The organism is Candidatus Nomurabacteria bacterium (assembly GCA_023898465.1).
GTDB lineage: Bacteria > Patescibacteriota > Patescibacteriia > HK-STAS-PATE-3 > HK-STAS-PATE-3 > HK-STAS-PATE-3.
The window spans coordinates 835,333-860,161 of record CP060223.1 but is presented as its reverse complement, the minus strand read 5'-3'; the positions used below and the strand labels follow the sequence as shown (position 1 = coordinate 860,161).

Annotated in this window: 26 protein-coding genes and 1 tRNA gene; 15 read left to right on the top strand and 12 right to left on the bottom strand. The window is 48.4% G+C overall.

Annotation, left to right across the window (positions count from 1 at the left end):
• Positions 1-48: 48 nt before the first annotated feature.
• From H6760_04280 to H6760_04260, 5 genes are read left to right on the top strand one after another with little or no spacing between them, the layout of a single operon-like run.
• On the top strand, positions 49-456 hold the full coding sequence (locus H6760_04280) for a hypothetical protein (GenBank protein USN53352.1): 408 nt from the start codon (positions 49-51) through the stop codon (positions 454-456).
• Positions 457-494: 38 nt separating this feature from the next.
• Positions 495-944, top strand: a complete 450-nt coding sequence (locus tag H6760_04275; protein USN53351.1) for a transcriptional repressor — start codon at positions 495-497, stop codon at positions 942-944.
• A 15-nt stretch (positions 945-959) separates the two neighbouring features.
• Positions 960-1,907, top strand: coding sequence for a zinc ABC transporter substrate-binding protein (locus H6760_04270; protein ID USN53350.1), 948 nt, complete (start codon positions 960-962; stop codon positions 1,905-1,907).
• A gap of 24 nt (positions 1,908-1,931) precedes the next feature.
• Positions 1,932-2,663, top strand: a complete 732-nt coding sequence (locus H6760_04265) for a metal ABC transporter ATP-binding protein (protein ID USN53349.1) — start codon at positions 1,932-1,934, stop codon at positions 2,661-2,663.
• 2 nt (positions 2,664-2,665) lie between these two features.
• Positions 2,666-3,466, top strand: coding sequence for a metal ABC transporter permease (locus H6760_04260; protein ID USN53348.1), 801 nt, complete (start codon positions 2,666-2,668; stop codon positions 3,464-3,466).
• A 76-nt stretch (positions 3,467-3,542) separates the two neighbouring features.
• Here H6760_04260 and H6760_04255 read toward each other — a convergent pair.
• The 4 genes from H6760_04255 to H6760_04240 form a co-directional block, all read right to left on the bottom strand.
• Positions 3,543-3,619: transfer RNA gene (locus tag H6760_04255), tRNA-Glu, on the bottom strand.
• 110 nt (positions 3,620-3,729) lie between these two features.
• Complete coding sequence (gene acpP / locus H6760_04250; protein USN53347.1) at positions 3,730-3,978, bottom strand: acyl carrier protein; 249 nt, start codon at positions 3,976-3,978, stop codon at positions 3,730-3,732.
• Positions 3,979-4,089: 111 nt separating this feature from the next.
• On the bottom strand, positions 4,090-4,809 hold the full coding sequence (locus H6760_04245; protein USN53346.1) for a hypothetical protein: 720 nt from the start codon (positions 4,807-4,809) through the stop codon (positions 4,090-4,092).
• A 31-nt stretch (positions 4,810-4,840) separates the two neighbouring features.
• Positions 4,841-5,521: a hypothetical protein gene (locus tag H6760_04240; protein USN53345.1), complete on the bottom strand. Its 681-nt coding sequence runs from the start codon at positions 5,519-5,521 to the stop codon at positions 4,841-4,843.
• Between the two features lie 713 nt (positions 5,522-6,234).
• On the opposite strand from H6760_04240, the gene H6760_04235 reads away from it, so the two are divergent.
• The 6 genes from H6760_04235 (at position 6,235) to H6760_04210 (ending at position 13,081) form a co-directional block, all read left to right on the top strand.
• Positions 6,235-7,500, top strand: coding sequence for a hypothetical protein (locus H6760_04235; GenBank protein ID USN54066.1), 1,266 nt, complete (start codon positions 6,235-6,237; stop codon positions 7,498-7,500).
• Between the two features lie 402 nt (positions 7,501-7,902).
• Positions 7,903-8,934, top strand: a complete 1,032-nt coding sequence (locus tag H6760_04230) for a hypothetical protein (GenBank protein USN53344.1) — start codon at positions 7,903-7,905, stop codon at positions 8,932-8,934.
• 428 nt (positions 8,935-9,362) lie between these two features.
• Entirely contained in the window at positions 9,363-10,541 is a 1,179-nt protein-coding gene (locus H6760_04225; protein USN54065.1) for a hypothetical protein, read from the top strand.
• Positions 10,538-11,122: a hypothetical protein gene (locus tag H6760_04220; protein ID USN53343.1), complete on the top strand. Its 585-nt coding sequence runs from the start codon at positions 10,538-10,540 to the stop codon at positions 11,120-11,122. Before H6760_04225 ends, H6760_04220 begins: the two co-directional genes overlap by 4 nt.
• A 63-nt stretch (positions 11,123-11,185) precedes the next feature.
• The gene (locus H6760_04215; GenBank protein USN53342.1) at positions 11,186-11,734 is read left to right on the top strand and encodes a transposase; all 549 of its coding nucleotides are present in this window, start codon (positions 11,186-11,188) and stop codon (positions 11,732-11,734) included.
• A gap of 390 nt (positions 11,735-12,124) precedes the next feature.
• Positions 12,125-13,081, top strand: coding sequence for a hypothetical protein (locus H6760_04210; protein USN53341.1), 957 nt, complete (start codon positions 12,125-12,127; stop codon positions 13,079-13,081).
• A 52-nt stretch (positions 13,082-13,133) separates the two neighbouring features.
• Here the strand turns inward: H6760_04210 and H6760_04205 are convergent, their stop codons facing one another.
• The 7 genes from H6760_04205 to H6760_04175 all read right to left on the bottom strand — a co-directional run bounded on the left by H6760_04205 (position 13,134) and on the right by H6760_04175 (position 19,350).
• Positions 13,134-13,622, bottom strand: a complete 489-nt coding sequence (locus H6760_04205; protein USN53340.1) for a hypothetical protein — start codon at positions 13,620-13,622, stop codon at positions 13,134-13,136.
• Between the two features lie 148 nt (positions 13,623-13,770).
• Positions 13,771-14,103 carry a hypothetical protein gene (locus H6760_04200; protein ID USN53339.1) on the bottom strand — a complete coding sequence of 111 codons (333 nt, stop codon included), beginning with the start codon at positions 14,101-14,103 and terminating at the stop codon, positions 13,771-13,773.
• A 255-nt stretch (positions 14,104-14,358) separates the two neighbouring features.
• Positions 14,359-14,961, bottom strand: a complete 603-nt coding sequence (locus H6760_04195) for a histidine phosphatase family protein (protein ID USN53338.1) — start codon at positions 14,959-14,961, stop codon at positions 14,359-14,361.
• 291 nt (positions 14,962-15,252) lie between these two features.
• The gene (locus H6760_04190; GenBank protein ID USN53337.1) at positions 15,253-15,648 is read right to left on the bottom strand and encodes a hypothetical protein; all 396 of its coding nucleotides are present in this window, start codon (positions 15,646-15,648) and stop codon (positions 15,253-15,255) included.
• A 45-nt stretch (positions 15,649-15,693) separates the two neighbouring features.
• Positions 15,694-16,935 carry a glycosyltransferase gene (locus tag H6760_04185; protein ID USN53336.1) on the bottom strand — a complete coding sequence of 414 codons (1,242 nt, stop codon included), beginning with the start codon at positions 16,933-16,935 and terminating at the stop codon, positions 15,694-15,696.
• Complete coding sequence (locus H6760_04180) at positions 16,913-18,460, bottom strand: O-antigen ligase family protein (GenBank protein ID USN53335.1); 1,548 nt, start codon at positions 18,458-18,460, stop codon at positions 16,913-16,915. The genes H6760_04185 and H6760_04180 overlap by 23 nt, the downstream gene beginning before the upstream one ends.
• Positions 18,461-18,576: 116 nt before the next feature.
• Positions 18,577-19,350 (bottom strand): hypothetical protein, encoded by a 774-nt coding sequence (locus H6760_04175; GenBank protein ID USN53334.1) that lies wholly within the window; start codon positions 19,348-19,350, stop codon positions 18,577-18,579.
• A 140-nt stretch (positions 19,351-19,490) separates the two neighbouring features.
• Here H6760_04175 and H6760_04170 point away from each other — a divergent pair, with 140 nt between their 5' ends.
• Genes H6760_04170 through H6760_04155 form a run of 4 tightly spaced genes read left to right on the top strand, consistent with a single transcriptional unit; the run spans position 19,491 to position 24,525 of the window.
• Positions 19,491-20,942, top strand: a complete 1,452-nt coding sequence (locus H6760_04170) for a flippase (protein USN53333.1) — start codon at positions 19,491-19,493, stop codon at positions 20,940-20,942.
• Positions 20,935-21,855, top strand: coding sequence for a glycosyltransferase (locus H6760_04165; GenBank protein ID USN53332.1), 921 nt, complete (start codon positions 20,935-20,937; stop codon positions 21,853-21,855). Before H6760_04170 ends, H6760_04165 begins: the two co-directional genes overlap by 8 nt.
• Positions 21,827-23,245 carry an O-antigen ligase family protein gene (locus tag H6760_04160; GenBank protein ID USN53331.1) on the top strand — a complete coding sequence of 473 codons (1,419 nt, stop codon included), beginning with the start codon at positions 21,827-21,829 and terminating at the stop codon, positions 23,243-23,245. The genes H6760_04165 and H6760_04160 overlap by 29 nt, the downstream gene beginning before the upstream one ends.
• Positions 23,242-24,525 carry an O-antigen ligase family protein gene (locus H6760_04155; protein ID USN53330.1) on the top strand — a complete coding sequence of 428 codons (1,284 nt, stop codon included), beginning with the start codon at positions 23,242-23,244 and terminating at the stop codon, positions 24,523-24,525. Before H6760_04160 ends, H6760_04155 begins: the two co-directional genes overlap by 4 nt.
• Before the next feature lie 23 nt (positions 24,526-24,548).
• On the opposite strand, the gene H6760_04150 is transcribed toward H6760_04155, so the two are convergent.
• Positions 24,549-24,791: a hypothetical protein gene (locus H6760_04150; protein ID USN53329.1), complete on the bottom strand. Its 243-nt coding sequence runs from the start codon at positions 24,789-24,791 to the stop codon at positions 24,549-24,551.
• Positions 24,792-24,829: the final 38 nt, after the last annotated feature.

Genomic DNA, 24,829 nt, shown 5'->3' with positions numbered 1-24,829 from the left:
GTTGTTCATTGGAATTCGCTTGTGAAGGTAGCGCCGGGGGAGGGCAGGATGCCGGAACAAAAACCGAAATCAAGTGTGCTTAGCGAAGCCTTGCTGGTACTCGGTCTTGTTGGAGTTTTTGCGATCATTTGCGCCATAGCGTATATCCCAAATGACGTGAGGAAGAAGGAGGCTGCAACAATACAGACTGCGCAGATGGTCGCCACGTGGGCAGGTACATTTGCTCGTGAGAATGAAGGGCTCTATCCGCACACGACTACCCAGATGGGGAGACAATTCCAAAACGCTTTTGGTGGTGAGGAGGCTGTGCTGGACGGTGAGCCACCCCATGATCGCGATCCTGGTGCTTGCTATTATGTGGTGTCGCGGGATCGACATTCGTGCACTATCATCGCTTCTGGCAAGGACGGTAGAGAGCTGCTCAAGCTCTTACTCAAAAAAGGTCGCTCTAGCTAGTCTAGAGCGCCTTTCATTTTCCCGAGAATAGAGAGGACTTGACACATGCAACTCAGTTGCGTTATTATGTTCGTATGAGTAGCGATATATGTGAAAAACTCAGCCAGCAGGGATTACGGCGTACTCGGGTGCGTCATGCTCTCCATGCCGTCTTAGAGCAGGCAAAGCAGCCTTTATCAGTCCCTGAATTACTTCAGGTATTTGCAAAAAAGGACTTGCCAGTAAATAAAACTACCATTTATCGAGAGCTCGAGGTGTATAAGAAAAATGATTTGGTGCTTGAGTTGCAGTTTGGCGAAGATCAAAAGCGCTATGAGTTAAAGCAAGAACATCATCATCATTTCATTTGCACGCAGTGCGGTAAGGTAATTGATGTGCTGCCAAAAGTAGACCTGCACAAAGAAGAAGAGCGCTTAGCAAAGAAACATCGTATTCATATTCAACAACACAGTTTAGAATTTTTTGGGTTGTGCGCAAAATGTAAGTAATTAATGAGGAAACGTATGAAAGTTCTTATCACGATTGTTAGTGTTGCGATTCTCGGCATCGGGGCCGCAGCATGGTATACAAATACAAATTCAGATAGTGAAGAAACCGGTCTCCAAGTTGGCGCAACTATCTACCCGCTTTACGATATTGTTCAGAGCGTAGCGGGAGATGACATTGTCGTGTTTAGCATTGTTTCACCAGGCGCCAGCGTCCATACCTATGAGCCCAGTCCTTCAGTTATGGAACGTTTAGCAAAAACAGAAATAGTGTTTGCTATTGGAGCGGGTTTGGATGAATGGGTTGAAGACATTGCTGATGCTGCTGGACAGGCTGCTGTTGTCGAAGTAACTGAAAGCATTACATTACAAGAAACAGAAGAGCACGAGCATGAAGATGAGGCCCATGAAGAGCACGAGCATGAAGAAGAGGGTCATGATCACGACCACGGCGCGTTTGATCCACACTATTGGCTTGATCCGAATAATGCTGCACAGATTGCGCAAACAGTAGCTATGCATTTATCTGAAATCGATCCAGAACACAGTGAAGACTATCAAGCACGGGCCGCCTTGTTTCAATCATCTCTCGTATCTCAAGATGTCTTATGGCAAGAGCAGTTAGCAGTAGTTCGGGATATTCCCTTTATCACCCTGCACGACGCCTTTGGATATTTTGCAGATCACTTTGGTTTGCAAGTCGCTGGGAGTATTGAGCCTTTTCCTGGTCAGGAGCCAACCCCACAGTATTTGGCTGACCTCCAGTCCGAGATTGAGGAAGAGGGCGTTGGCGCAGTTTTTCTAGAACCGCAATTGAATACCGAAGGGATTCGATCTTTTGCTGATGATACCGGGATTCACGTCGGAGTACTTGATCCACTGGGCGGTGTTGCCGGGCGCCAAAGCTATAGCGATCTGATTACCTTTAATATCCAAAGCATTCTTGAGACGCTGCAGTCCGAGTAGTTGCGTGCTATACTTCTGATCGGTATGACTGGGCATCCTCTCTTACAAGTTGAATCGCTACAAAAGAAGTTTGGTGATTTTGTCGCCTTAGATCAAGTTAGCTTTGAGGTTGAAAAAGGTGAGATGCTCGCGATTATTGGGCCGAACGGGTCGGGGAAATCAACTCTGGCTCGGATCCTTATTGGACTTGATGAGGCGACCCAAGGAAAGATTCGGATTGAAGGAAAGACGCCAAAGCAGGCAGTAAAACGAATTGGTTTTGTGCCACAATATTTTGCGCTTGACCGGAGCTTACCAATAACTGTGGAAGAATTTCTCGCCTTAGTTCCGTGCGACGTTCCACCTCATCAAGAATCAGTCCGGATACACGATATCTTGCAAGAGGTAGGTATGCACGAGCAGCGGAAGAAAATTCTTGGCCAGTTATCTGGCGGTCAACTGCAACGAGTTCTGATTGCTCGAGCTTTGCTTCATGAACGAGATATTCTTATTCTTGATGAGCCTTCGAGTAGTATTGATGTACAAGGCCAAGAAGCTCTTTTTCTAATGCTGAAAAAGATTAATCAAGAAAGAAAGGCGACAATTATTGTTATCTCGCACGAACTCGATTTTGTGTTACGTTTCTCTAGTAAAGTTTTATGCCTCGATCGGAAAATGATTTGTTTTGCACCTCCTCGTGAGGCTCTTTCTTCAGATGTATTGCAACGTTTATATGGTCAACACGTTATTCATGAAGCCGCAAAGTTCGCCAACTAGATATGTTTGAAATATTCACTTTTCCATTTATGCAACGCGCCCTTGTGGTTGGGGTTACCTCAGCTGCGCTATTGGGATGGATGGGCGTGTATGTGATTAGTCGTCATTTAAGTTTTATTGGTGATGGAATTGCGCACGCATCTTTAGCAGCTATTGCCGTAGCCGTCTTACTTGGTTGGGCGCCTCTCCCTGTTGCGCTGGTATTTAGTATTGTTTTGGCGGTGATTTTGTTCTTAATGGAGAAGAAGACAAATATTTCTCGGGATACGGCCATTGGTATTCTTTTCGTGGTCGGCATGGCTCTAGGAATAATATTGCTTCAATTTCATCAAGGCTATGTTCCGGAGCTAATCAGCTTTTTATTTGGCAATATTCTCGCTATTCGTACTATTGATCTTAGTATTGTTTTAATCTTAGGTGCTTGCATTGGTGCTTTACTTTTTGTATATCGGAAACAGCTAACCTTTATTACGGTGGACGCTGAAGGGGCGCAATTAGCCGGAGTGAATCGTAATTTTTTTGAGCTTCTGCTTTATATATTAACCGCCCTGACTGTTGTATTGAGTATTAAAGTAGTTGGTATTGTATTAGTAAGCGCGCTTTTAGTTATTCCGAGTGCGATAAGTAAAAGTTTCGCTAAGTCCTTTATTGCATTTCAATGGATTTCGATTGTTGCGAGTGTTTTGATTGTTGTGGTTGGCCTTATATTATCTTATGTTCTGGATTTACCTTCTGGGGCTACCATTGTTCTCGTGGGCGCATTAAGTTTTTTCGTTGTACGCTTATTGCTCTTGAAGAGGTAGTATATAAGCTAGTACATACCCAGGGTATTAATTGCGAAACAACAGCTTCTTCAGAAGCTGCATGTTTAGGAATCGTTGGTACCGCCAAGGGGATTCGAACCCCTGTTACCAGGATGAAAACCTGGCGTCCTGACCAGACTAGACGATGGCGGCCCGGTAAAACGTTAGGACTCTAACTAATTTTTACATTATCGTCAAGAGAAAAAGCAGCTCCGTGCAGGAACTGCTTTTTGGTTGCTAGGGAAGGAACGGGTTGTCTTGGACTACTTGGCGGCGACCTTGGACAGAATGAGCGCCTGGAGTTCACCCAGGTTTTCCAGGTTGTCCGGCTCTCCGTCGTCGATCTTGATTTCGTAACCCTCTTCCAGGGCCATGATGAGCTCGACGAGATCGAGCGAGTCCGCACCGAGGTCGCCCTTGGCGCTCTGGTTAGGGGTGACCCGTCTCTTGTCGACGCCAAGTTGCTCAGCTACGATGTCGATGAACTTCTGTTCCAGTGCGATTTCCGGCATGTGCGCCTCCTATGGTTTGTCGAACAGTGTCCGTGGGCATGTTTATCCACTTAGATAAAAAAGTCAAGAAGAAAGGCGCCTACTTGGGGAAAGTAGACGCCTCGGGTTGCGCTAGGCAGCGCGGTCAAAGAGCAGGGAGTGGGCGATCTCGAAGAGAATATCCTGACAGGCCGTTCTCTCCTTATCGCCGAGCTCAGCCGAGAACTCAGCAGCGGTGAGCGTGGGAATTCCTTCCGTAGCCCAGACACCGATTTCCGCACAGACGATCTGGGCGGGTCCGTGTCCTTCCACAGCCAGAGCTCGATTCAGCATGCTGGAGAAGGTGCGCATCCCGATCGTTGCGTTGATCAGGTCGCGCGCCTCCGGGATTTCATAGGTCAGGTCGACGAGTTCCGAGGTCGTGACCGGCGGTGCCTCACAAAAGGTGATGTGTCCGACGACACGACCTCCTCTGTCTTGTTCGAGCACGTCGGCCAGCCGTTCCCGGAAGCGCTCACGACTGATCGGATGCGGGATGAAGTCCTGAGCTCCACGATTCTGCGCGAGCTGCACGGCCTTCTCCATCGTGTTGTCCAGCATAGTGATGGTGCCGGTCAGGTAGACTGGCGGGGCGGCGAAGCGACAGTTCCGGACCAGGCGATCGAGCTCCTCCAGGAGCCGAGTGCCAGACCCATCGAAGTACTCGGCAATGATGGCAGCGGTGGGAACCTGCTGCACCAATCGAATCGCTCCGAGGGCGGTCTCCACGAAGGAGATGACGTGACCCGGCAGCGCGGATTGATACCACAGCTGTCGGATCGGGTCTTGGTCGAGGATCACGATGTGCGACATTTCAGAACCTCCCTTGCAGGAATGGTAGAAGTCAGCCTTGTGCTTCAGACGAAAGCATGCGCCTCGCCATGTTTGTAAGCACGCGATCTGAGAGTCTCTGTGCCTCTGCCTTGCGTCCTGCAAGAGCGACAGCCTGGAGATAGCGATCCAGCGGATAGCGTACTCCCCAGATTGCCAGTGTCCTCTGGAGTCGACGATATTCTTCGGGTGCATACTGGATGGATGAGCCGGTGATGAGGCGATGATAGGTTTCTTGGCCCACCATAGCCACGACGCTTTGATGTTCTCGGAACCACACACTCAGTGGTTGCTCTCGGTGCAACTGATTGCATAGCCAGAGCATGAGACTGACGATATTACGTCGCCAGTCTTCAGCCAGGAGTGACTTGAAGCCTCGTTGCTGAGGTCGAGGGATCCATCCCGCGACGCCGAGCTGACGGCTCTGTTGCCATCGCTGGTCATCAGGTCCTTCGAGTGATGCAGGGATAAGGAGTGTTGGCGCTTGTATGCGTCGATCACTCCGTTGCACGGCCGCGATCACGGCAGCTGACTGCTCTGATTCAGCTACCAGGATCAGGTCGGGTGAGAAGGATCGGAGCGTCCCATTGACGTCCTCGACCGTATTTCTCACGATAACCTGATGACTGGCTAGCCCAATCATGTAGTCACTGAAATGTTCACGGATCGGATCAAAGACGACGATATTCGCCATCTCTTTTTCCTCCCTTAGATGAAAAGAACTCCCATCTGTTGGGAGGCGTTTGGTGACCCATATTCCTTTTGGGTCGCAAGTACGTTGTCCGGTAATTCTACAAAAACACTACTGATGCCGGTTACGCTACTTGGCTTCTCGTTCACTTATCCGCCCGTGGGCGGAAAGCGTCCTCAATTCGGTAAACGAGTCAAACGCCTCATCTTCTCGGGCCATCTCTTTCTCCTGCCTACGTGTTCTGGTATTCACCAGTCCACTTCGGCTTTCGAAAGGATGTCCCTCTGAGTCTCACGCTTAACCCTGACGGGCCCAAGCGTTCGACTCTTTTGAGTTTGCGAAAGAACAACTGCTCTGCAAACTACGCGAGAGGATAGCATAGGTAGAGCTTTTTGTCAATGGTATAATGCATATATATGGGTAAAAAGGCCATAAAAAAGCAAAGTGACAAGTGGTTTGTCCCAGCTGAAATAACTGAAAATACTATTTTTATGATGGGGACGCCGATTCGCTTTTTTCTTTTGGAATGGAAGCGAATGGGACTCGGCGGACACCTGAGTGAGTACTTTACCTACTACAAAGGTGACTTTTCTCAGATGTGGTTTCGGCGATCTGAATTTGATACCCAGGCCGATGGCTTATCGCAGAAGATGTTGCAAAAGCCACAATGGGGATTAAAGACCTTGAAGCAGGTTGAGGATTGGTCAATCAACTTCATGCAGGCTTCTCGGAATTTATATGCACTGCCAATCCGTGAGATGACTGATGTACAGTTACTTCGAGAGTTTCGTAAGGTCTTACGCTGGCATGTACTTTCCCACGGGGTCGGTGCGGCGGTCACTTGGTTGGCTGATGCTGATCAGGCCCGCGTGTCAACAGGTATAGAAGCAGCGCTCAAGAAACAAATTGATTGTTATGGTGACTCAGCAACCTTGCCGGAAATATTTAGTTTACTTACTAGCCCACCCCGCTTGAGTTTTGCTGCGCAGGAGGAAAGAGAGTTTTTGCAGATTACTGATCAGCTTCGGCGCTCTGCTAAGGTGCGAAATCACCTACTTCGTTCGCCCATCGCAAAGGCCGAAAAGGGATTAGCAGAAGTGGATCAAAAAGTAGCTGCTTTACTGCGAGCGCACTATGAGAAATGGCGATGGATTCCCTACGCGTATAAGGGGCCAGCTTATTCCTTTCGCTACTTCCTCACTCGTTGGAGGGAATTACTAAAGAGCGGTGAGTCACCCAAACAGATTTTGGCTGATATGAAGGTGAAGGAAAGGCTCCTGAAGCAAAAACAGGCTCGATTAAAAAAATCTCTACACCTCCAAGGCAATATATGGCAGCTCATCCGCATGGGACAAGAAATAGTGTACATAAAGGAATTTCGAAAAGGCGCACTCTATCATGGTATGTACTGCTATGAACCATTCTTCCGTGAAATTGCTCAGCGACATAAGCTGACTTTGGAAACTGTGCGAGCCCTGAACTCATGGGAGATTGAGGATTTGCTCCAAGGGAAGTCGATCCCGACTATGAAAGAGCTGCTGGCGCGAACTCGGGAGACAGTGGCGTATTGCGATAAGAAGCAATATATCGTTTTGACTGGTCAGAAGGCAAAGAAGTTCATGAAAGAAATTCCTAAAGAGGATACCTTGATTACCACCGAGGCAAGTGAGCTAACGGGTTCATGCGCTTCTCCGGGAGCTGCTTCTGGTACGGTAAAAATTATTGAGGTGCCGGCGGATATTCCAAAAATGAAAAAAGGTGATATTTTGGTTTCTGAGACAACCTATCCCAGTCTGGTACCAGCAATGAAGCTAGCCGCTGCAATCGTGACCAACGCCGGAGGTTTGACTTCACATGCGGCTATTGTCTCGCGCGAGCTTGGTGTGCCCTGCGTAGTAGGGACGAAGGTAGCGAATAAGATTTTGAAGGATGGTGACAAGGTGGAAGTGGATGCTACCAAGGGTTTAGTCAGAAAGTTGTAAAAAAATTGCTCGCCAGTATAAGTACAGCGTGGTATTATTTTTAATGCCATGGCTTTTTGATGGAAGGGAGGTTTCTCTCATGAAGAAGCGGGTGGCATTGTCCTAATCGAGACTTCGCGGTGACTCCGCATTGTTCTTCAAGAAGCTGCAACGGATACGGCCAACCGGAAGTCTCGGGTGTGGGACCCCGTTGCGAGGAATAACTGCTGTCCCCTCATGCGGAGCAAGTCCAAGCCACCTCGAAAGAGGTAAACAGCAGGAGATCGTCTTTGGGCGAACTCGGTCAGGTAGACAGACCTAGGGAAAGAGCTCTGTGGGGCTCGCGTCTACATGGCGGCAGTCAATATGAACTGCCGCCTCTTTCTTGATAAGAGTGCTGAATTATGTGCTAGAGTAAAAGCTATGAAGCTTCACTATACCCCACATCAAAGAGATTATACTGTATTAGCAACCTCAGTAGTTATTGAAGCATTTCTTAATAAAGCTTCACGAGATTTTTTTTCGCATCAGATTCGCCCAATCCATGTGTATGTTGAGAATGGTGTTTTATGGCACTTTATGGCGGATGAAGATTTACAAGGCGCAGCGCAAGGTTGGGTAAAAACACATGGTACGCTGGCAAAACTGAAGCAGCAAAAAAAGCAGCACGATGCCTTACTTCGCTCGTATAATATATTTGTACAACAGGAGCACGCTGATCCGAAAGCGGCGATACTTCAATTGCATGAATATTTTCACGATGCTCTACCGTTCTTAGTTGCTTGTATCGAAGTGCCAGAGTTTGTTTCAGATCAAGTTACTCCCGCAGTCCTGAAACTCTTCTTACAAGGCCGTGCACAAGGAGCTGACTTTTACCGGGTAGGTATTGATTTGCAGAAAAGATTACTGCGTCAAATTGAAAAGTCTGAAAAGCTCGCAATAGAGGTTTTGGAGTATTTGCTACTTAGTGAATTTACTGAGTACTTAAATTCTGGAAAACTCCCGTCGATAAAAAGGCTACGTAATCGAAGAAAACGTTTTGTGTTGAAGCAAGGCAAAAACGTATATGCGTACTCAAATTCAGCTAGCGCATTGAAACGCTTTGGTTTGTCATTACCGAAAGCAACGAAGGGGCTACTCAAGGGCAACGTGGCTTTCCCTGGCAAGGTAAAAGGCAAAGTGCGTTTAATTCAAAAAATCGCCGATGCTACAAAACTACGCCAGGGCGAAATTTTAGTAACCTCAATGACTGATCCGCGTTATATACCAGCCATGAAGCGAGCTGGGGCGATTGTTACTGATGAAGGTGGAGTGACTAGTCACGCTTCAATCGTAGCCCGGGAGTTGAAAGTTCCTTGCGTTATTGGTACAAAATTTGCTACCAGTAGTCTACAAAGCGGCGATCTCGTAGAAGTAGACGCGAACCAGGGAATTGTGCGAAGATTAGGAGCATGAGCTCTCCTAAAATACAAAAGCAAAGTATCAATTGGATGCTAGCTGAGGATATTCCAGATATTGATTTTGCTTTTTCGCAAATCTGGTTGTCATGTTTTACTAATGAGTTTGCAAAACCGAATGGACGAGCGTATCAACGAGTGGCTACTTATTACCAGGGCTACCATCTCTGGTTTTATTATGATCACGATGATGCGAAGACCGAGGGCGATCACATTGTTAATCGTTTTATTCAAGAGCCTGCCTTTGCCACACAAGTAAATAAAGAGATACTGCATCAAGCAGATCGCTTACGACGCTTTACTGAAAAGCTACCCGAGACGGGCTTAGAGAAGCAGAGTAATACTAAGTTGTGGCAATTATATACTGAGCATGATCGTTTGCACACGGAGTACTATCAGTGGTGTTGGATACCGGTTGCTGCAGATATGTTTCACAACAACCTCACTGATCGGATGAAGCAGTATTTAGCAACGCAAGGAGTACCTGAAGCAAAAGTAAATGAGGTGTTTGTCGCGCTCACTCATCCACGAAGCATTTCACTGATTCAGAAAGAACGTGAAGATTTTTTGCACATTGCTTTTGCCATACAAAAAAATGCCAAACAGAAAAAATTATTCGCTGATATATATTCTACTTTCTTAAATAAAGAAGCAGGACCCTATGGCTGGCAAACGCATACCGAAGAATTTGAGCATGGTCTAGAGCAGCGAGCTGACCAATTGATAGATGCGATAAGTCCGGAAATACTGAAACGTATACAAAAGCATTATGCGAGCTACTTCTATGTACCGAGGATGTGGATTGGTGAAACTGCGCATTTTACGTACTACCTAAAAGAGCTGGTGAAACTTATTGGTCAGAAGTCTGACATCGCCGCGTTGCTCAAAGAGGAAAAGAAGAAATTACAGACTGCAAATAGTTTGCGTGAACGCTACCTGCGACAATACCGAATTAGCGGAAAATGGAAAACGCTTTTCTTAGCCTTTGGTGATTTCATGGTAACAAAAATTTATCGTCGCTTTGCGCAGATATATGCACTTTATAAAATGGAATTTTTGCAAAAAGAAATTGCCCGGCGTCTCCACATTTCACTCAAAGAAATGCGCTTCATGTTGCCTAAAGAAGTTCATGCCGCCTTAACTCGTGGTCATTTATCTCGATCGATGCTGAAACAACGAGTGAAAGAATGCGTCTACATCAGTGAAAAGAATAGGGATACTATTCTCGTAGGCGCTGCAGCAAAGAGAATGAAGAAGCAGTTGCAGTCTATGAAGCACGAATCAAGTGAAGAGCTTCATGGTCAGACAGGTTGTGTAGGAAAAGCGACTGGACGAGTTAAGATTATTATTCGTCCAAAGGATATGGCAAAAATGCAACGCGGTGATATTCTTGTTTCGATTGCTACTGACCCGGACATTGTAGCAGCGATGAAAAAAGCTGCAGCGATTGTGACCGAGCAGGGTGGCGTAACTTCGCATGCAGCCATTGTTTCTCGGGAGCTAAAAATCCCCTGCGTCATTGGCACAAAGATTGCTACCAAAGTATTGAAAGACGGTGACCAAGTGGAGGTCGATGCAACGAAAGGAATTGTCCGTAAGTTATGACCATCCTACAAGGGCTAAAGAAAATAGACGCAGCTGGTCTACCTCATCCTGAGTGGCAATTTGTGCGTTCTTCAAAAGAGCTGCGTGGTATTCAAAACATTGATGCATATCGTGGCTGGACAATTCGCACTGTGGAAGTACGCGGTGGTCCGTGGAAAAACTTGTATGCGAATTGGGTGGCACCAAGTAAAGTTGCCGCCACTGTTGATCGTCTGCAGCGCGAGCACCCTCATCGCGCCTTGTTTGTTGTCTACCCTTCATGGAAATGGAAAAAAGGCGGCACAATTTTACTGGAGCGTGATCGCGTAGTTATTGAAGCAACTCGTGGCCCAATTGTGAACCTCATGCGCTATGGGAAAGTGACAGCTAGTTACACCTATCAAAAAGGTAAACTCACCCAAAGCATTGGGTTAAAAAAATTTCTTAGCCCTGCTGAAAAACAACGTATTCTCTTGGCGTGCCGTATGCCGAAGAAGGGATTAATACTAGAATGGGGCATTAGCACGCAAGGTAAGTTTATCTTTTACCGGGTGGAAGATATTCGCGAGGCAGCCCGATTACTTCTGGCGAAGTATGGGTAGTTTGCCAAGGTAAAAGGATTAGTTTAGTGTGAAGATAGACAAACGGTGGCACGAGGTGTCCTCATGTCTCGTCTTCGTCGTACCTACAACGCTGAAACAAGGGTGTATTTTGTCACCGCAAATACCCACCGACGGAAAAAGCTATTCTTGAATAAAGAACTCTCCAGGATTGTCGTTGAGACTCTGTTCTTCTTGCATAAGAAACATTGGATACGGCTGCTAGCCTACGTGGTGATGCCAGATCACATCCATGTGTTGTTTGAGATAATAGGGAAGAAGAATGTGTCGGAGGTGATGCATAGTATTAAAAGTTATACGACTCAACAAATGTATAAGTCTCGCCAAGGCCGAGACGCCGATATACCCCGCCAAGGCCGAGACGCCTTGGCTATGGGTAATAATAAACATATAGGCGGGGCGTCTCTGTCCCGCCGTCGCATGAAAAAGATATGGCAAGATTCTTTTTATGACCGCGTAGTAGATACTGACCAATATCTCCACCATCTCATTCATTATATCCACTACAATCCAGTACGTGCTAGCTTGGTAAAAGATCCAAAGGATTGGAATTGGTCTTCTTATCACGCATATGAGGAAAAAGGTTTTACATAAAGAAGACGCCGCACCTTGCTAGGTACGGCGTCAGACCGGTTCTGAGATCAACTCGCTAATGGCACTTCCTCCTTGGTGCGAGCGCGGGGCCACGCCGATTTGTCTTCGGGCTCGATCTTGGACGGGTAAGAAACCCGATCAATCAAACCGGCGAGCCGCATAGCCCGATCGTTCATTCCACAGAAGCGGGCCGATAGGATCACAAAGACGATGTATGCAGCGACTGAAACGCTGAAAGTGAGCAATGAATGCATGGAGACCTCCTTCGATGCGAAGGTGCAAAGTCGGTAGAACCCCGACAAATGCATACTACTCTATGTTTATTTGATCAGCAAGTGATTTTATCTTGAACTTGCTCGAAAGTCTTTTTTTTCGTACAGTTTAGTGAGCATGGAGCAACAAACACAATCGCGAGGGACTGGCACACAAGCGACTGAGCCTCGAAATCCAGAGGTGCAGCAACGTTTGTTGAGTCGTTTACGACGTCGGGCGCGTCAAAAAAAAGCCAATCCGCAAAACATACGACCTATTTTAGCAACCGGGACGCCTTTTAATGATGCGGCTAATCTAGGCACAGCGATTGCTGCAGATAGTCTTGGTCATGCTCAGGCTGATGTACAGGAATCACAAGACGAGGCACAAGTAAACTCACCCTCTCAAGCTTTTGCAGGGCAAGATGCAACACAAACTAGTGCGCAGCCTGCCAATTCTGTTTCAAGTAAACAGAGGCCTCAGCAATATAATCAGGCGGCACTAAAACGAGCAAGGAACGGAGAGGTCGCGAATAAAGCAGCGCAGCCTAGAACAACGACAAAAGATCCTTCTATAGGCCAGAGACTAGTAGATAAAGTTGGAGGTAAACTAGGCGATGAAATTACCCAACAGGAAAAGGCTTCCCAACCAACCACTCGCTTAGGTAAGGTAGCAGAACAAAGAGCCTTGAAGCGTGGGCTCGGTCAAGCCCGAGCCCGTGGAGTGGCCAGTGGTGCCGAGGCTCTCCTACGAGGAGAAGGTGTCCGAGGCGCTGCTGATGCAGCTGCAGTTGGGGCCTTAGCAGCAAAAAAATTCCAACAGTTTAAGAACATACTCTTAGTTGCCAAAGTTGGTAGCGGTATTACCGTGGTTGGTATCGTTATTACTATATTGATCTGGGGTGTTCAGTTAGTTATGGGACACATTTTGAAACGTGAGCGCTGGAAGATGGGGAAGGTTGAGCTATGGATTGCGGCGAGTATTTGGTCACTTGTGTTGGTGCTTGTGGCGCTACAATTATTTGGCTACGCGTACTTACTTTGGATTCTCAGTAATCCGCTTGGCGTTTTATTTGAGAATGTATTTGGATCTTAAGAAAAGGAAGACACCCGATTACGTAAAGCAATCGGGTGTTTTGTGGTCGCGGCTAGCCGCAGGCTCCGACCGGCGTCGTAGCGGACTCGGTGACTCCGGGGTAGGTCCTCAGGTCGACCCAGCGAGGTTCCGAGTTGATGACCGTGCTCAGTATCCCGCTACCAGGCGTCGTTTCGATGGCGCGGTCGAGCATCAGGAAGCTGCAGGTCTGAACATGACCCGCCCTGGGTCCAAGGTAGGCAGTCAAGGCGGTTCCGAGTAGCTCAGTCATCTTTGCCACCAGTTGGTGGAAGGTCTTGACCGGGATCCTATCCTGCCTTACTTCGAGTAGGGTGAGTCGGATCCCGAGAGGCGTCTCAGGGACACAGCCCAGTGCTCGTACCGGCTCCTCGATCATGAACTCGGCTGGCCCCACCGTCTGTTCAGGAAAGAGCGTGCCGACGATCTCATGGAAGAGCTTGTTGGCGAACGCAGGGGATTTGAGAACTCGATGAATGACGTCGACGTCGACATCATTCGTCACGGTGATTTGGAGTCGCATGTGTTTCCCTCACTGGTTGGATTCAATTTCCAATGAGCTAGACTCTCAAGTGCTAGCAGTAGCGGGCCCAGATTAGCAAGAATGAGGTATTGGGTCAATGTAAAAGAAAGACACCCTATCAGGAAGTGATGGGTGTCGTAGTGGACAGTCATAGAAGTCCGGGGTCTATGCCATAGGCACGGATCGGCTTGGGAGGATCGGCGAAGCAAATGATTTCATCTTCAGGAATTTCCACAATGTGTGTGGTGACTCCATGAAGTGTGTGGGCTGATTTTGGAACGACCCATTGGATCGGGACTGATGAGAGAGATGCTTCATCGATCCAGAGAATCGCGTCACCCTGTCCTGATGACAGTTCCCCGACGATCAGGCCATGGGTGGTCATGACTCCCAATCGGGAGAGTCTGTCAGTAAAACTCCAAGGATCCTGAGAGCTGAATCCTATCTCATATTCAGTGAGGGAAATTCCGAAGCCAGACATGTCTGATACCTCCTACTTGTTATCTGCAAGGTACATTATGTGATCGAGGCCATCATACACGAACATGTGTTTTTTTCAAGTCTTCATAAGCTCCGCCAAGGCCGAGACGCCTTGGCTATGGGGTAATAATAAGCACATAGGAGGGGCGTCTCTGTCCCGCCGTGGTAAAAGAAAAAAGCCGCAGACTGGAGAAGTCTACGGCTTCGGGTGCCCGGGTGAAGACGCTGAGCGTCTCAGGGCGAAAGAGCGGGAAAGCTACTCGACTCCTTCGGGGCAGCGCCAGACCTCGGAGGAGGTGATCACTATCCCGAGGTTTCTGATGTCCACCTCGATTTCGTAGGTGATACCGTCAGCCGGGCCGAGACGCGGAGTGGCGGAAGGATCGAGGGCGGCGAGTTCAGCGCAGGGGCTGTGGCTGGCCACTAAGAACCGGACTCCATCACCGACCGGTGATCCGTCTTCAGCAGCACGCATGGCTGCATAGGTTGTCCACTTCTCCAGCGTGCCAAGGAAGCGTCCAAGGATGGCGAGGGCGGGTGGCCAGGAGGAGGTCCAAAGAGCGGCAGTCTCAGCAGCGCCGCTGGCTACGAGACTCTTGATCTGGTCTTGGGCGGTCTGGATAGGCCACTTTTGATTCAGTGCCCAAACCACGCCGAAGCCCTCTTCTGCTCGAGGGGTCAAGGAGCCGGCCCCCTCCAGGGTAGAAAGGATAGTCTCGGCGGTCTGGTAAGTGCGGGTCATCCCTGTGTGGAAGGCCAAGAGATAGCGCGTTCCAGCCAGGTTGGCCTCAGCCGAGGCAGAGACCTGCCTGGTTCCGAGGGCGGTGAGTTGATCTCCCTCCCTCTCCCCGTGTCGCATACAGTCGAAGTATACCCGGATCAAGTCGCACATGACGCCCCTCCTCTGATAGGGTTGCGTGAGTTCTTGTTGACGACTTTCCGTCAACGGTGTCAAAAAACGGTGTCAGATTATGACTGAGCATTCTACCCTAAAATACGAAAATTGTCAATGCGTAAGGTAAAAGAAAAAAACTGCCAAGGCCGGGACGCCTTGGCTATTGGGTAATAATAAACACATAGGTGGGACTTCTCTGCCTCGCCGTGGTAAAAGAAAAAGCAGTACTGTATCCCTACAATACTGCCTCATCTCCTAGCGTAGCACTTGTTGGACAAATCCCTGTCCCTCCGTTTGAGACTCGATCAAGATGACGATGTCATCTCCATTTTTCTTCCTGTTGATCAGCGAGCGACCGTTTGTGTCCAGTCGTTCGTTTGGCCCTTTTGAGACAAGGGCGCAGACGCTTGCTGTTTCGCGAATCACTTGATAGTGTTGGCCCCAGAAGTCGGTTTCATCGCCTTCGATCCTGCTCGGCCATTCGCCCGTTGCCTCCTTCACTTTGATGATATGACTGGCGATGTTGCCGATGCGATGTACCTCATTTCGACTCTCATGCCAGTCCACGGTAATGTGGACGAAGAAACAGAAAGCGCCGAGCACGAGTCCCAAGCCACTCAAAAAGCCTAGTGCCAAAAAGAAACGTCGCATACTCCCTCCAAGGTTGCGAGTGCTGTAAGGTGCGGAAAGACAAGACTACTGAGCAGTTTCAGTGCGAGACTGAGACTTGTCACTAATCTCATCAAAGAGCGATAGGTATTTTTCATAATACCCTTCGCTGGAAAAAAGTAAACTACGCTGGTAATTGTATTCACCCATGCGTTGAAGCTCGGCATTATTCCAAAGCTCGCGGACTGCTTCGGTAATAGAGCCGGAATCATTCGGTGGTACTAAGCGCCCACCGTCGTTTTTATGCACGAGTTCAGGGATGGCGCCTAGGCGTGAGGCAATGACCGGCTTCTGAAATCGAAATGCTTCAATTAAACTCATGGGCTGGTTTTCATACCAACGAGAAGGGAACACAATGAGACGGGCGCCGGCAATTAATTTGTCTAGAGCTTTACCATTCTGATGTCCAACAAAGCTAATCTGATGACCAGCAACACTAGCAGCTTGTTGGCGCAGCTTTAATTCCTCCGGTCCGGTACCGGCAATCTTCAGGGGGATGTCTTTGAGTTCGCGCCAGGCGTCGATGAGCACATCTACACCTTTTTCTTTTGCTAAGCGGCCGAAGAAAAGCGCATAGCCTTTCTCTTGCGAGCTTGGCAAGTCGCGCTGAGGCATAAAGTTTGCTAGCACTTCAACTCTTTTAGCTTGCACGCCATACTCACGCACTTTGTCAGCCATGAATTGGCTTGGTGCGATAAACACATCAACATACTTTTCATACACCCGCAGCGTTTTGTGGAGATACATTTCTAAAGCGCAAAGTAATGAGGCAGCAAAGGAGTGTTTAATTTCCCGATGTGGGATGAGCTTCCAATATTTATTCGGTTTAGTAGCTTCACTCACTTTACCATCGGCATATAGTAAGTAGTTTGGCGCAATGAATTTGAAGTCATGCAAAGTCATGACGACCGGTATGCCGCGCTTCTTTGCTTCACGTAATATTGAAGGCGAGATTTGATGATAGATATTGTGTACGTGCACAAGATCAGGTTGACGTCGATCAAGCAGTTCACCGAATTTACGCGCTGCCTCAAATGACCACAACATTCGTCCGGCAGCTCGCAACTTTTCACTAAAGCTACGTGGATGCTCAAAGTTGACCTGTGAGACAAAGAGGTCGCTATCAGGCCAGAGCAGATTCTCAGGATGACGCATAGCAAAGACCGACACCTCATGGCCATGGGCTTGCAGCACTTTAATCAGGTCGAGCATATGTCGCTCAGCCCCACCGCGGGGATAAGCGAATTTATTGACTTGGACGATTTTCATAGTCGGAGGTTTTTTCGTGCAGGACAAAAAGCAAAGCCGGGAAAAGCCAGAGATAGACACCCAGGGTACGTACTTCAAAGTGAGTACCAAGTGCGCCCTCAAAAGCAGCAGCCAAGATTGCACCAATCAAGCCAAGCGCAAATCCGGCAATCATCTTATCTTCACTTTGTCGATAGACGCGCCAGGAATAGCGAATGATGCTGAGGAAGAGCGCCATATAAAGGAGGACGCCGACTGCGCCTGTTTCACCGAGTAAGGCCAGCCAGTTGTTATCAATTTGTCCGGTATAGCCATAGATACCAAAAGGGATACCTAGTTGATCGTAGACGGTAGTGTTAGCAAGTGCAGCAGCCGCTCCACCTCCGTATTGACCAGGCCCAAAGCCAAAGACCGGGGCAGCTGGGAACACCTTTGTAGCAGTTTCAATAATAAAGAAGACGCGTCCCTGACCATAGTATTCACTGCGCCAGCGTTCATAGGAAAAAGCCTCATACAAGCGATCAACAATCGGCATGTTCGGTTGGTCAATTAGGTCGTCAACAACTAGCGAGGTAAAGAATGGGTAGAGTGCAACAAAAGCGATGAGTAAAAATCCCGCAATCATGACTCGTTTGTCGCGTTTCAAAAAGACACTTATCACCCCAAAACCCAGAGCAAAACCAAACCAGGAGGCACGTGAATATGTTAAGGCGAGTGCGGCAATTCCAAGCATGAGTATGGCTAACAACTTACGCTTAGTTTGCAGTTTGGGATGCTCGTACAATAAGCCAACTACTAAGAGGAGTACAAAAGAGAGAAAAGTGCCTAGTTGGTCATAGCGTCCCATGGTGGCAGTAATACGCTGTCCACCTTCCCAATATTGATCAGTTCCTGGGGTAAGTAAAATTGAGCCAAAGAGTCGTTCTTCGCTTGGGATAAGTATATTATCAGCTGGGGCGCCGATGAGTGATTGACCTAATCCAATAAGTGATTGCAGTGCGGCGATACCGATTATCATCCAGAGAATAGTTTTTGCAAAGCGCTTGGAAAGAGGTAGATTCACTACAGCTAAGCCAAGTAGCATGAAGCGGATAATCTGACGGGTTCCTAAAATAGCCGTGGCTACAGGAACGGAGTTCATAAAAATACTTATGATGATGCTGCCGAAGAAAAAGACTAGCCACCAAGAGTTTGGACCTAGCGAGAAGTGAGTACGGGAGCGCAGACGATAGACAAGCGCGGCAAAAACCAGGAGGTAGATGAGTAATTCGGATGCGTACCGGATGTACACATACAGGTCATCAGAAACGTACTTGAGTACAAAAGGTTCAAAAGGAATATAGGCAGCTAAAAGAAAGACCAGCCAATGTGGTCGGAATAAGGCAAGCCAGAAAGCAATGCCACCAAGCAGCAAAGCAAAGGCCAGTCCGTTTGCGCTGGCAGCGCTCAGGAGTATGCCCAATCCACCAAGCGTGGCGATGCTGATAAAAAGCGTCTTGGGTTGGGTATTGATCCAGTGTTGTAGACGAGGAAATATGGTTTCCATAAAACAGACGAGCATACATGAAAGAGGCCTTTTTGTCAACCCTGTCCTTCGCTAGACACTGGCAATCTTATGAAAAAGGAAAACGCCTGACACTAGTAAGTATCAGGCGTTGGAGCTCAGTTATTCGCGGCGCTACCCGGCTTCCCTTTGTAGTCATTGAGGGGAAGACGGAAAGGCGTGAAGAAGTTGAGGGTAGTTGCCCGAAGCGTCGAGTTTGGATGATGCTTGATCGGTTGATCACGGCGCACCCATCGGAACGGAAAGGCGGAGTGGAAGTGCAGTAGCGGTAGTGTGCCGTTGGTACTTCTCGATCCGGCGCAGAGAATAGCGCCGTCTGAAAGAAGTTCACGACAATCGTATTGGACCAGGAGATGCATGCACTCCACAATCGTGAGAGGAACAGCGCCCCGTGGTAGCGTGTGCAGAACGTCGGCCGGACTCACTCCCGCAGACGTGGTGCCAAAGGCAAGCCAGATCCAGTACGGAGACAGCTCGTCCGACGCTACCAGGATATCAAGTTCATTGCAGGCAATGACCAAGGCCGGATGCCGGACGGTGTCTCTAGCGAGAACTCGCTGTATTGCCTGGTAGCTATATCCGGGATCGACATAGACCAGGTAGATCTGATATGCGCCAGCCGGGACATCTTCCGGAATCGGCATGATGCCTTTGACGTGATCCAGCTCGCGTGGCAGATTCGGTGGATTTCCGCGGACAGGCACTTGCCGATCTTCCGCAACTGAGCGGGGCAGGTATAGCTCCGGTCCTCCAGGGACCTGGGTTTGTCCATGTGAGTTGAGAATCGCTGAAAGCCGATCTTGTGTACCGAAGTACTCTTCTTCGCCCTTCAGGGAAGGCATGGTACCAGCAGCAAAGGACGTGCGTGCCATAGTGACTCCTTCGAGAGGCGGGATAGAAAAGAGCAAAGGGGATTTTGTTTTACCACACGTGCGCTGAAAGTCAATTATGTATTGGAATAATTGACCAGAAGGCTATTTCCAGATACCCTGAGTACGCATAAGGAGCGCCTATGAGTTTAGCTGGACAAGTTGGACGCAATACGATTTTGCAGTTTATTGGCAAGGTGATTGGCACTGCCCTCGGTTTCATTACCGTGGTTCTTATGCTGCGTTACCTCAGTCCTGGTGAGTATGGATATTACACGACAGTAATTGCCTATCTTGGCTTTTTCTCCGTTGTAGCGGACCTTGGCTTGTACTTAATTTTGGTGAGAGAGATTTCTAAGCCAGAGGCAAATGCTGAGCACGCGATAGGGAATATTCTCGGTGTCCGAATTTTTGCAGCAGTGCTTTTGTTAGGCATTGGCCTACTTATCGCCTTCCTCCTTCCTTATGGTCCACTGGTTCGCCAAGGTATGGTGGTCGGAGTATTTTCCTTTTTCTTCATTGCCATGAATCAGTTGCTGGTTGGCATTTTTCAAAAGCATCTGGCCATGCGCTGGGTGGTCTTAGGGGAGGTGGCCGGCCGCGTCGTATTACTGGGTGGAGTTATGGGAGTCATTGCATTGCAGATGGGTCTGTTGGCCATCATTGCTGCGGTGGTATTGGGTAGTGCCACAAATTTCTTTATCTCTTTTGCCGCAGCATTAAAGTATGAGCCAATTCGACTCCGTTTTGATTGGCCGTACTGGGGCTACATATTGAAAGAGACGGCTCCCTTAGCACTCTCGGTAGTATTAAACCTTTTATACTTCCGGCTCGATACCATTTTCCTTTCGCTCATGAAGCCGGCTGAAGATGTGGGCTTATACGGAGCAGCCTATAAGGTGCTGGAAATTCTCATCACCTTCCCCAACATGTTTGTTGGCTTACTCCTACCAGTGTTAACTGCGACAGCTTTTGTGCAACGCGAACGCTTCATTCATGTGTTCCAGCGTTCTTTTGATGCACTACTCATGGCAACGATTCCTCTAATCATCGGCGGCTTTTTAATTGCCGGGCCTCTCATTGCTTTCATCAGTGGCAGTGAGGAGTACGCCGCGGCCGGCCCAATCTTCCAGGTGCTTATTTTTGCTGTTGGTTTCCTCTTCCTTGGTAGTTTATCTGGACACACTATCGTGGCAATTAATGCCCAGCGTAAAATGGTTTGGGCGTATCTCGTGGTGGCAGCCCTTGGGCTAATCAGTTACGTTGTGCTCATTCCTCCTTTTTCATATTATGGTGCGGCAGTGGGAACCGTGTTAACCGAATTCACTATCATGTTTGTTGGTTACTGGTTGATTCGTCGTCGAGTTGGTTTCCAGCTTCATTTCAAGTACGCGTTACGTGCCCTGGCGGCGAGTATACCTATGGCCGCAGTGATTTGGTTAACTTCGAGCATGCACGTTTTGGTGCAGGTGGCTTTTGCGTTTGGTGTGTACGCCGCAGCCCTCTATTTAGTGAAGGGCTTTGATGCGCAATTGATTCGCGAGTTACTGCCTAGTCGCTTCGGTGGATCAGAGAGTGGAGGGCCCGATGTCTAACACGCCAAAGGTCTCAGTTATCATTCCAACCTTGAATCGTCCAGAAATCGTCCTTGCCTTGGTAAAGGATCTCTTACAAGAGGATTATCCGGATTATGAAATTGTGGTAGTTGATTCAAGCGCAGTGGTAAATACAGCCCTACAGTCGATGGTGGCTGAACATCCAAAGAAAGTACAGTATCATCACGTTGAAGCAAAAGGGACTTGTCACTCACGGAATGTTGGAGTAGAGCATGCAAACGGTTCGATTTTTCTTTTCCTCGATGATGATACTGAGGTTCGTGACCCGCTCCTGCTCCAGAAGCACGTGGTAAATTATGCTGATCCAGAGATAGGTGGAGTTGGCGGTCGAGTCGAAGATAGAAATACTCAGCTGAATAAAGAGCAAAGCGGTCGAGCGTGTTGGGTCGATGAGACCGGTCGGGTATACGCAAATGCAACAGGACATGAACGGGTGGAAATTAACGCGCCTCGTGGTGGGCACATGTCTTTTCGGGCTGAGGCGGTACATCAGGCCGGTGGTTTTGATACGCAGTTTGTAGGGAATGCAATGCGGGAAGAGACGGATTTTTCTCTCCGCGTGGTGAAGGCTGGCTGGAAGCTTGTCTTTGATCCGACCGTGACTGTGGTGCACCTGGCCTATCATAGTGGTGGCAGTCGCAATGCCCAGCGCCGACAATGGTATGAAGATTTTTTTGCCAACGAATTTTATTTCATGCTGAAGCATTTTTCTCGCTGGCAGCTCCCACATTTTTTCTTGCGTAAGCTACGGGCAATCCTTTCTTGCATGTTTTACTATGGAAAAGGGCATCCTGACTGGTTACTGACGCCGTATTGGGGATTTCGGGCTGGCCTCCGTCGATATGGTATGCTAAAGCATAAGCATGAAAATCCTCCCCACCACATGGCCTAGTTGGCTGCTCGGTAGTATTCTGACCCTATTTGGCGCTGCTGCTGTCGCAAAATTTGGCATACTCGGCTTTAGCAGCATTATCGGCTTATGTATCTTTTTAGTGCTAGTGTACCTAACGGTGCGTTCACCGCGCTTTGGTTTGTTGGCGGTGGTTTTTCTCCTGCCTTTTGAGCGGGTAGGGTCAGTTGATATTGCTGGATTTACCCTACGTTCCAGTCAGGTATTTGGAGGGCTAACTTTAGTAGCTTGGTTGCTCCTCCTTCTTACACGTAAGCGATGGAGTTTCCGACCTAATCCAACTTTTTGGTTAGGAGTCCTCTTCTTACTCATTGCGCTGGTGTCGATTAGTCAGGCAGAGAATGCTTTCCGAGCAACAACGGTTTGGGTCTTTGTTGCCTTTACTGTTATTGTGAGTTGGTTAGTACCGCAGCTTATCCGGGGACGCAATGATTTGGATAAGCTCATTACTATCCTTTTCGTGAGCACTAGCATCATCGGTGTATTTGGGCTTTATCAGTTCATGGGAGATTTAGTTGGCCTACCTCCTTCTCTGACCGGCTTACGTGATCTCTACACCAGCGACGTATTTGGTTTCCCACGCATTCAATCGACTTTTCTCGAGCCACTTTACTACGCAAACTTTTTGTTGATCCCATTGAGTCTTGCGCTAGTTTTTGTGCTTTCAGGTAAGGGCAAGCAATCGCGTCTCTTCCTGGTCGCCTTTATACTGTTACTGGGTGTGAACTTTGTGCTGACTCTTTCTCGTGGCGCCTACATCTCCTTTGCGGTCATGCTCATGATTTTAGCTTTAGTGTATTGGAAAAAGGTATTTACTCCGCATTGGATTGTGCTCGGGGTAGTTGTTGCTTTGATTGTTGGATGGGGAGCAGTGCAGTTCCTCGGTCTCAGCGGTGATACTCAGGAGTCGGTTGATACCTTTACTAAACAGGCGACGGATATTTTTAGTGGCGCTTCTTACTTTGATCGTGCCGAGACCTTTACCCAAGCGTGGGATTTGTTCCAGGCCCATCCTTATCTTGGCGTAGGAGTTGGTAACTTTGGCCCAGCTGTGGCTGATATTGCACTGGTCCAGCCGCCCAATGGTTGGTTGATTGTGAATAATGAGTTTCTGGAGCTTTTGGCTGAGACGGGCCTCCTTGGCTTCTTTGCCTATCTCTCCTTGTTGGTTGTGCTGTTCTGGCGATCAATCAAAGCGATTCGATATAGTCGCGATCCATATCTGCGTGCGGTGATGTTTGCTCTCCTTCTTGCTTTTATTGGTATACTTATTCAGTACAACACTTTCTCCATTCTCTTCATCATGCATATCTGGTTCCTCTTTGGTTTGATGGTAGCGGTGCAGAATATTAGCCTACAAAAACAGTCATGACCCCCGTCCTTGTTGCGACAAGTTTAATCCTCTATACCACTGCAGTATTTTACAAACGCTCCTGGGGGGTTATTTTCATTCTGATGTTTCTGCCGTCTTACCTTATTCGTTTTTCGCTGGTGGGCGTACCAACTACCTTGTTAGAATTTTTCCTCGTCATCCTCTTCATTGCCTGGGGCTGGGAAATGTTACGACGGGAACGAAGCATATGGAAAGTCTATAGAGCGATACGAAAAGGCCTACCTGGTAATTTTTTTGGCTTGGCGCTTTTTTGGATAATTGCCGGCCTCCTTGCCACGTTTTGGTCAGCCGATTCAATTGCCGGTTTAGGGTTATGGCGCGCATATATTCTTGAGCCAGTGCTTTTTGCGATTGTTTTTTACTTTACTCTAGGTCAGGAACCGGGCTTGAAGCTCTGGTCAATTCGCGTGCTTGGTATTGGTGTAATACTTATTGGTCTGGTAAGTATCTTTCAACTCGCCACACTTATTCCTTCCCCATTGCCCTGGAGTCAAGAAATCCCGCCGCGTTTCTCATCAGTATTTGATTTCCCAAATGCGGTTGGTTTACTTGTCGCTCCGATCGTTGCCCTGTACTTTGGTTTACTTGCCCAGCTCGGCAGTCTAGCGCGCCATGAACGCTATTTCCGTTGGGCCGTACTTTTTTTCGGACTCATCGCTATTACATTAGCAGTATCCGAAGGTGCCTTGTTGGGAATTGCCATGGCGCTGGTCTTATGGGCCCTCTTGAGCAAGCAGAGGAAGAAGTGGGTAGCTGTTGGCCTGATTCTCCTCGCCCTCATCTTTGCGATACCGCAAACCCGCGATTACGCCATAAGCCGTTTAACCTTTAGTGATACCTCAGACGATGTGCGTTTGCGTTTATGGCAAGGCACTTGGGACATGCTCCGGGCAAATCCAATTACCGGTGCAGGCATGGCTGGATTCCCGGCTCTCTACGATGTGTATCGGGACGCTGCACACGTGGAGTTGCTGCAGTATCCGCATAATGTGGTGTTGAACTTCTGGTCTGAAATGGGCGCGCTTGGTTTGTTGCTTTTTCTTCTTCTCATCCTTCGCTACTATCGCAATGTCATTACTGCCTATCGCGTTGCCCAGGGTCAGGAAAAAGCTTTTGCCCTTGCCTTGCTTCTTGCCATGACTGCTTTACTAGGTCATGGCCTGGTTGATGTGCCGTATTTTAAAAACGATTTGGCCATTTTATTTTGGACATTATTAGTGTTTGGTGAATATTGCTATATAAAAAGAGCCCCACAGTAGTTCGAGGAAAGAAAAAACACCCCCTAGGGAGATTTGGGGGTGCTTTGGGTTGCGGAGCGGCGTGACCAGGTGCCTTGCTCGCGGAAACCGCAAGGGCAGTGGGCAACGATGTCGCCCTTGTCGAGTCGATGCAGCTCCAAGGTGTTTTCGTCGCAGTCAGGACAGCGATCCTTGTGCACGTGGCATGCAGGATCCTCGAAGCGATCCTCAGCTCGTCTGGCCACATCATGGCCAATCTTGTTGCGGAGCGGTGCATTGATAATCATGCGAATCTCCTCTTTGGTGGAAAGAACGGCATCGCATC

Excerpts from the sequence above, each read along its gene's own strand:
- H6760_04280 (USN53352.1), top strand. The coding sequence starts at position 49 with ATGCCGGAACAAAAACCGAAATCAAGTGTGCTTAGCGAAGCCTTGCTG.
- H6760_04270 (USN53350.1), top strand. The coding sequence starts at position 960 with ATGAAAGTTCTTATCACGATTGTTAGTGTTGCGATTCTCGGCATCGGG.
- H6760_04265 (USN53349.1), top strand. The coding sequence starts at position 1,932 with ATGACTGGGCATCCTCTCTTACAAGTTGAATCGCTACAAAAGAAGTTT.
- H6760_04260 (USN53348.1), top strand. The coding sequence starts at position 2,666 with ATGTTTGAAATATTCACTTTTCCATTTATGCAACGCGCCCTTGTGGTT.
- acpP (USN53347.1), bottom strand. The coding sequence starts at position 3,978 with ATGCCGGAAATCGCACTGGAACAGAAGTTCATCGACATCGTAGCTGAG.
- H6760_04245 (USN53346.1), bottom strand. The coding sequence starts at position 4,809 with ATGTCGCACATCGTGATCCTCGACCAAGACCCGATCCGACAGCTGTGG.
- H6760_04240 (USN53345.1), bottom strand. The coding sequence starts at position 5,521 with ATGGCGAATATCGTCGTCTTTGATCCGATCCGTGAACATTTCAGTGAC.
- H6760_04235 (USN54066.1), top strand. The coding sequence starts at position 6,235 with ATGCAGGCTTCTCGGAATTTATATGCACTGCCAATCCGTGAGATGACT.
- H6760_04230 (USN53344.1), top strand. The coding sequence starts at position 7,903 with ATGAAGCTTCACTATACCCCACATCAAAGAGATTATACTGTATTAGCA.
- H6760_04225 (USN54065.1), top strand. The coding sequence starts at position 9,363 with ATGTTTCACAACAACCTCACTGATCGGATGAAGCAGTATTTAGCAACG.
- H6760_04220 (USN53343.1), top strand. The coding sequence starts at position 10,538 with ATGACCATCCTACAAGGGCTAAAGAAAATAGACGCAGCTGGTCTACCT.
- H6760_04215 (USN53342.1), top strand. The coding sequence starts at position 11,186 with ATGTCTCGTCTTCGTCGTACCTACAACGCTGAAACAAGGGTGTATTTT.
- H6760_04210 (USN53341.1), top strand. The coding sequence starts at position 12,125 with ATGGAGCAACAAACACAATCGCGAGGGACTGGCACACAAGCGACTGAG.
- H6760_04205 (USN53340.1), bottom strand. The coding sequence starts at position 13,622 with ATGCGACTCCAAATCACCGTGACGAATGATGTCGACGTCGACGTCATT.
- H6760_04200 (USN53339.1), bottom strand. The coding sequence starts at position 14,103 with ATGTCTGGCTTCGGAATTTCCCTCACTGAATATGAGATAGGATTCAGC.
- H6760_04195 (USN53338.1), bottom strand. The coding sequence starts at position 14,961 with ATGCGACACGGGGAGAGGGAGGGAGATCAACTCACCGCCCTCGGAACC.
- H6760_04190 (USN53337.1), bottom strand. The coding sequence starts at position 15,648 with ATGCGACGTTTCTTTTTGGCACTAGGCTTTTTGAGTGGCTTGGGACTC.
- H6760_04185 (USN53336.1), bottom strand. The coding sequence starts at position 16,935 with ATGAAAATCGTCCAAGTCAATAAATTCGCTTATCCCCGCGGTGGGGCT.
- H6760_04180 (USN53335.1), bottom strand. The coding sequence starts at position 18,460 with ATGGAAACCATATTTCCTCGTCTACAACACTGGATCAATACCCAACCC.
- H6760_04175 (USN53334.1), bottom strand. The coding sequence starts at position 19,350 with ATGGCACGCACGTCCTTTGCTGCTGGTACCATGCCTTCCCTGAAGGGC.
- H6760_04170 (USN53333.1), top strand. The coding sequence starts at position 19,491 with ATGAGTTTAGCTGGACAAGTTGGACGCAATACGATTTTGCAGTTTATT.
- H6760_04165 (USN53332.1), top strand. The coding sequence starts at position 20,935 with ATGTCTAACACGCCAAAGGTCTCAGTTATCATTCCAACCTTGAATCGT.
- H6760_04160 (USN53331.1), top strand. The coding sequence starts at position 21,827 with ATGAAAATCCTCCCCACCACATGGCCTAGTTGGCTGCTCGGTAGTATT.
- H6760_04155 (USN53330.1), top strand. The coding sequence starts at position 23,242 with ATGACCCCCGTCCTTGTTGCGACAAGTTTAATCCTCTATACCACTGCA.
- H6760_04150 (USN53329.1), bottom strand. The coding sequence starts at position 24,791 with ATGATTATCAATGCACCGCTCCGCAACAAGATTGGCCATGATGTGGCC.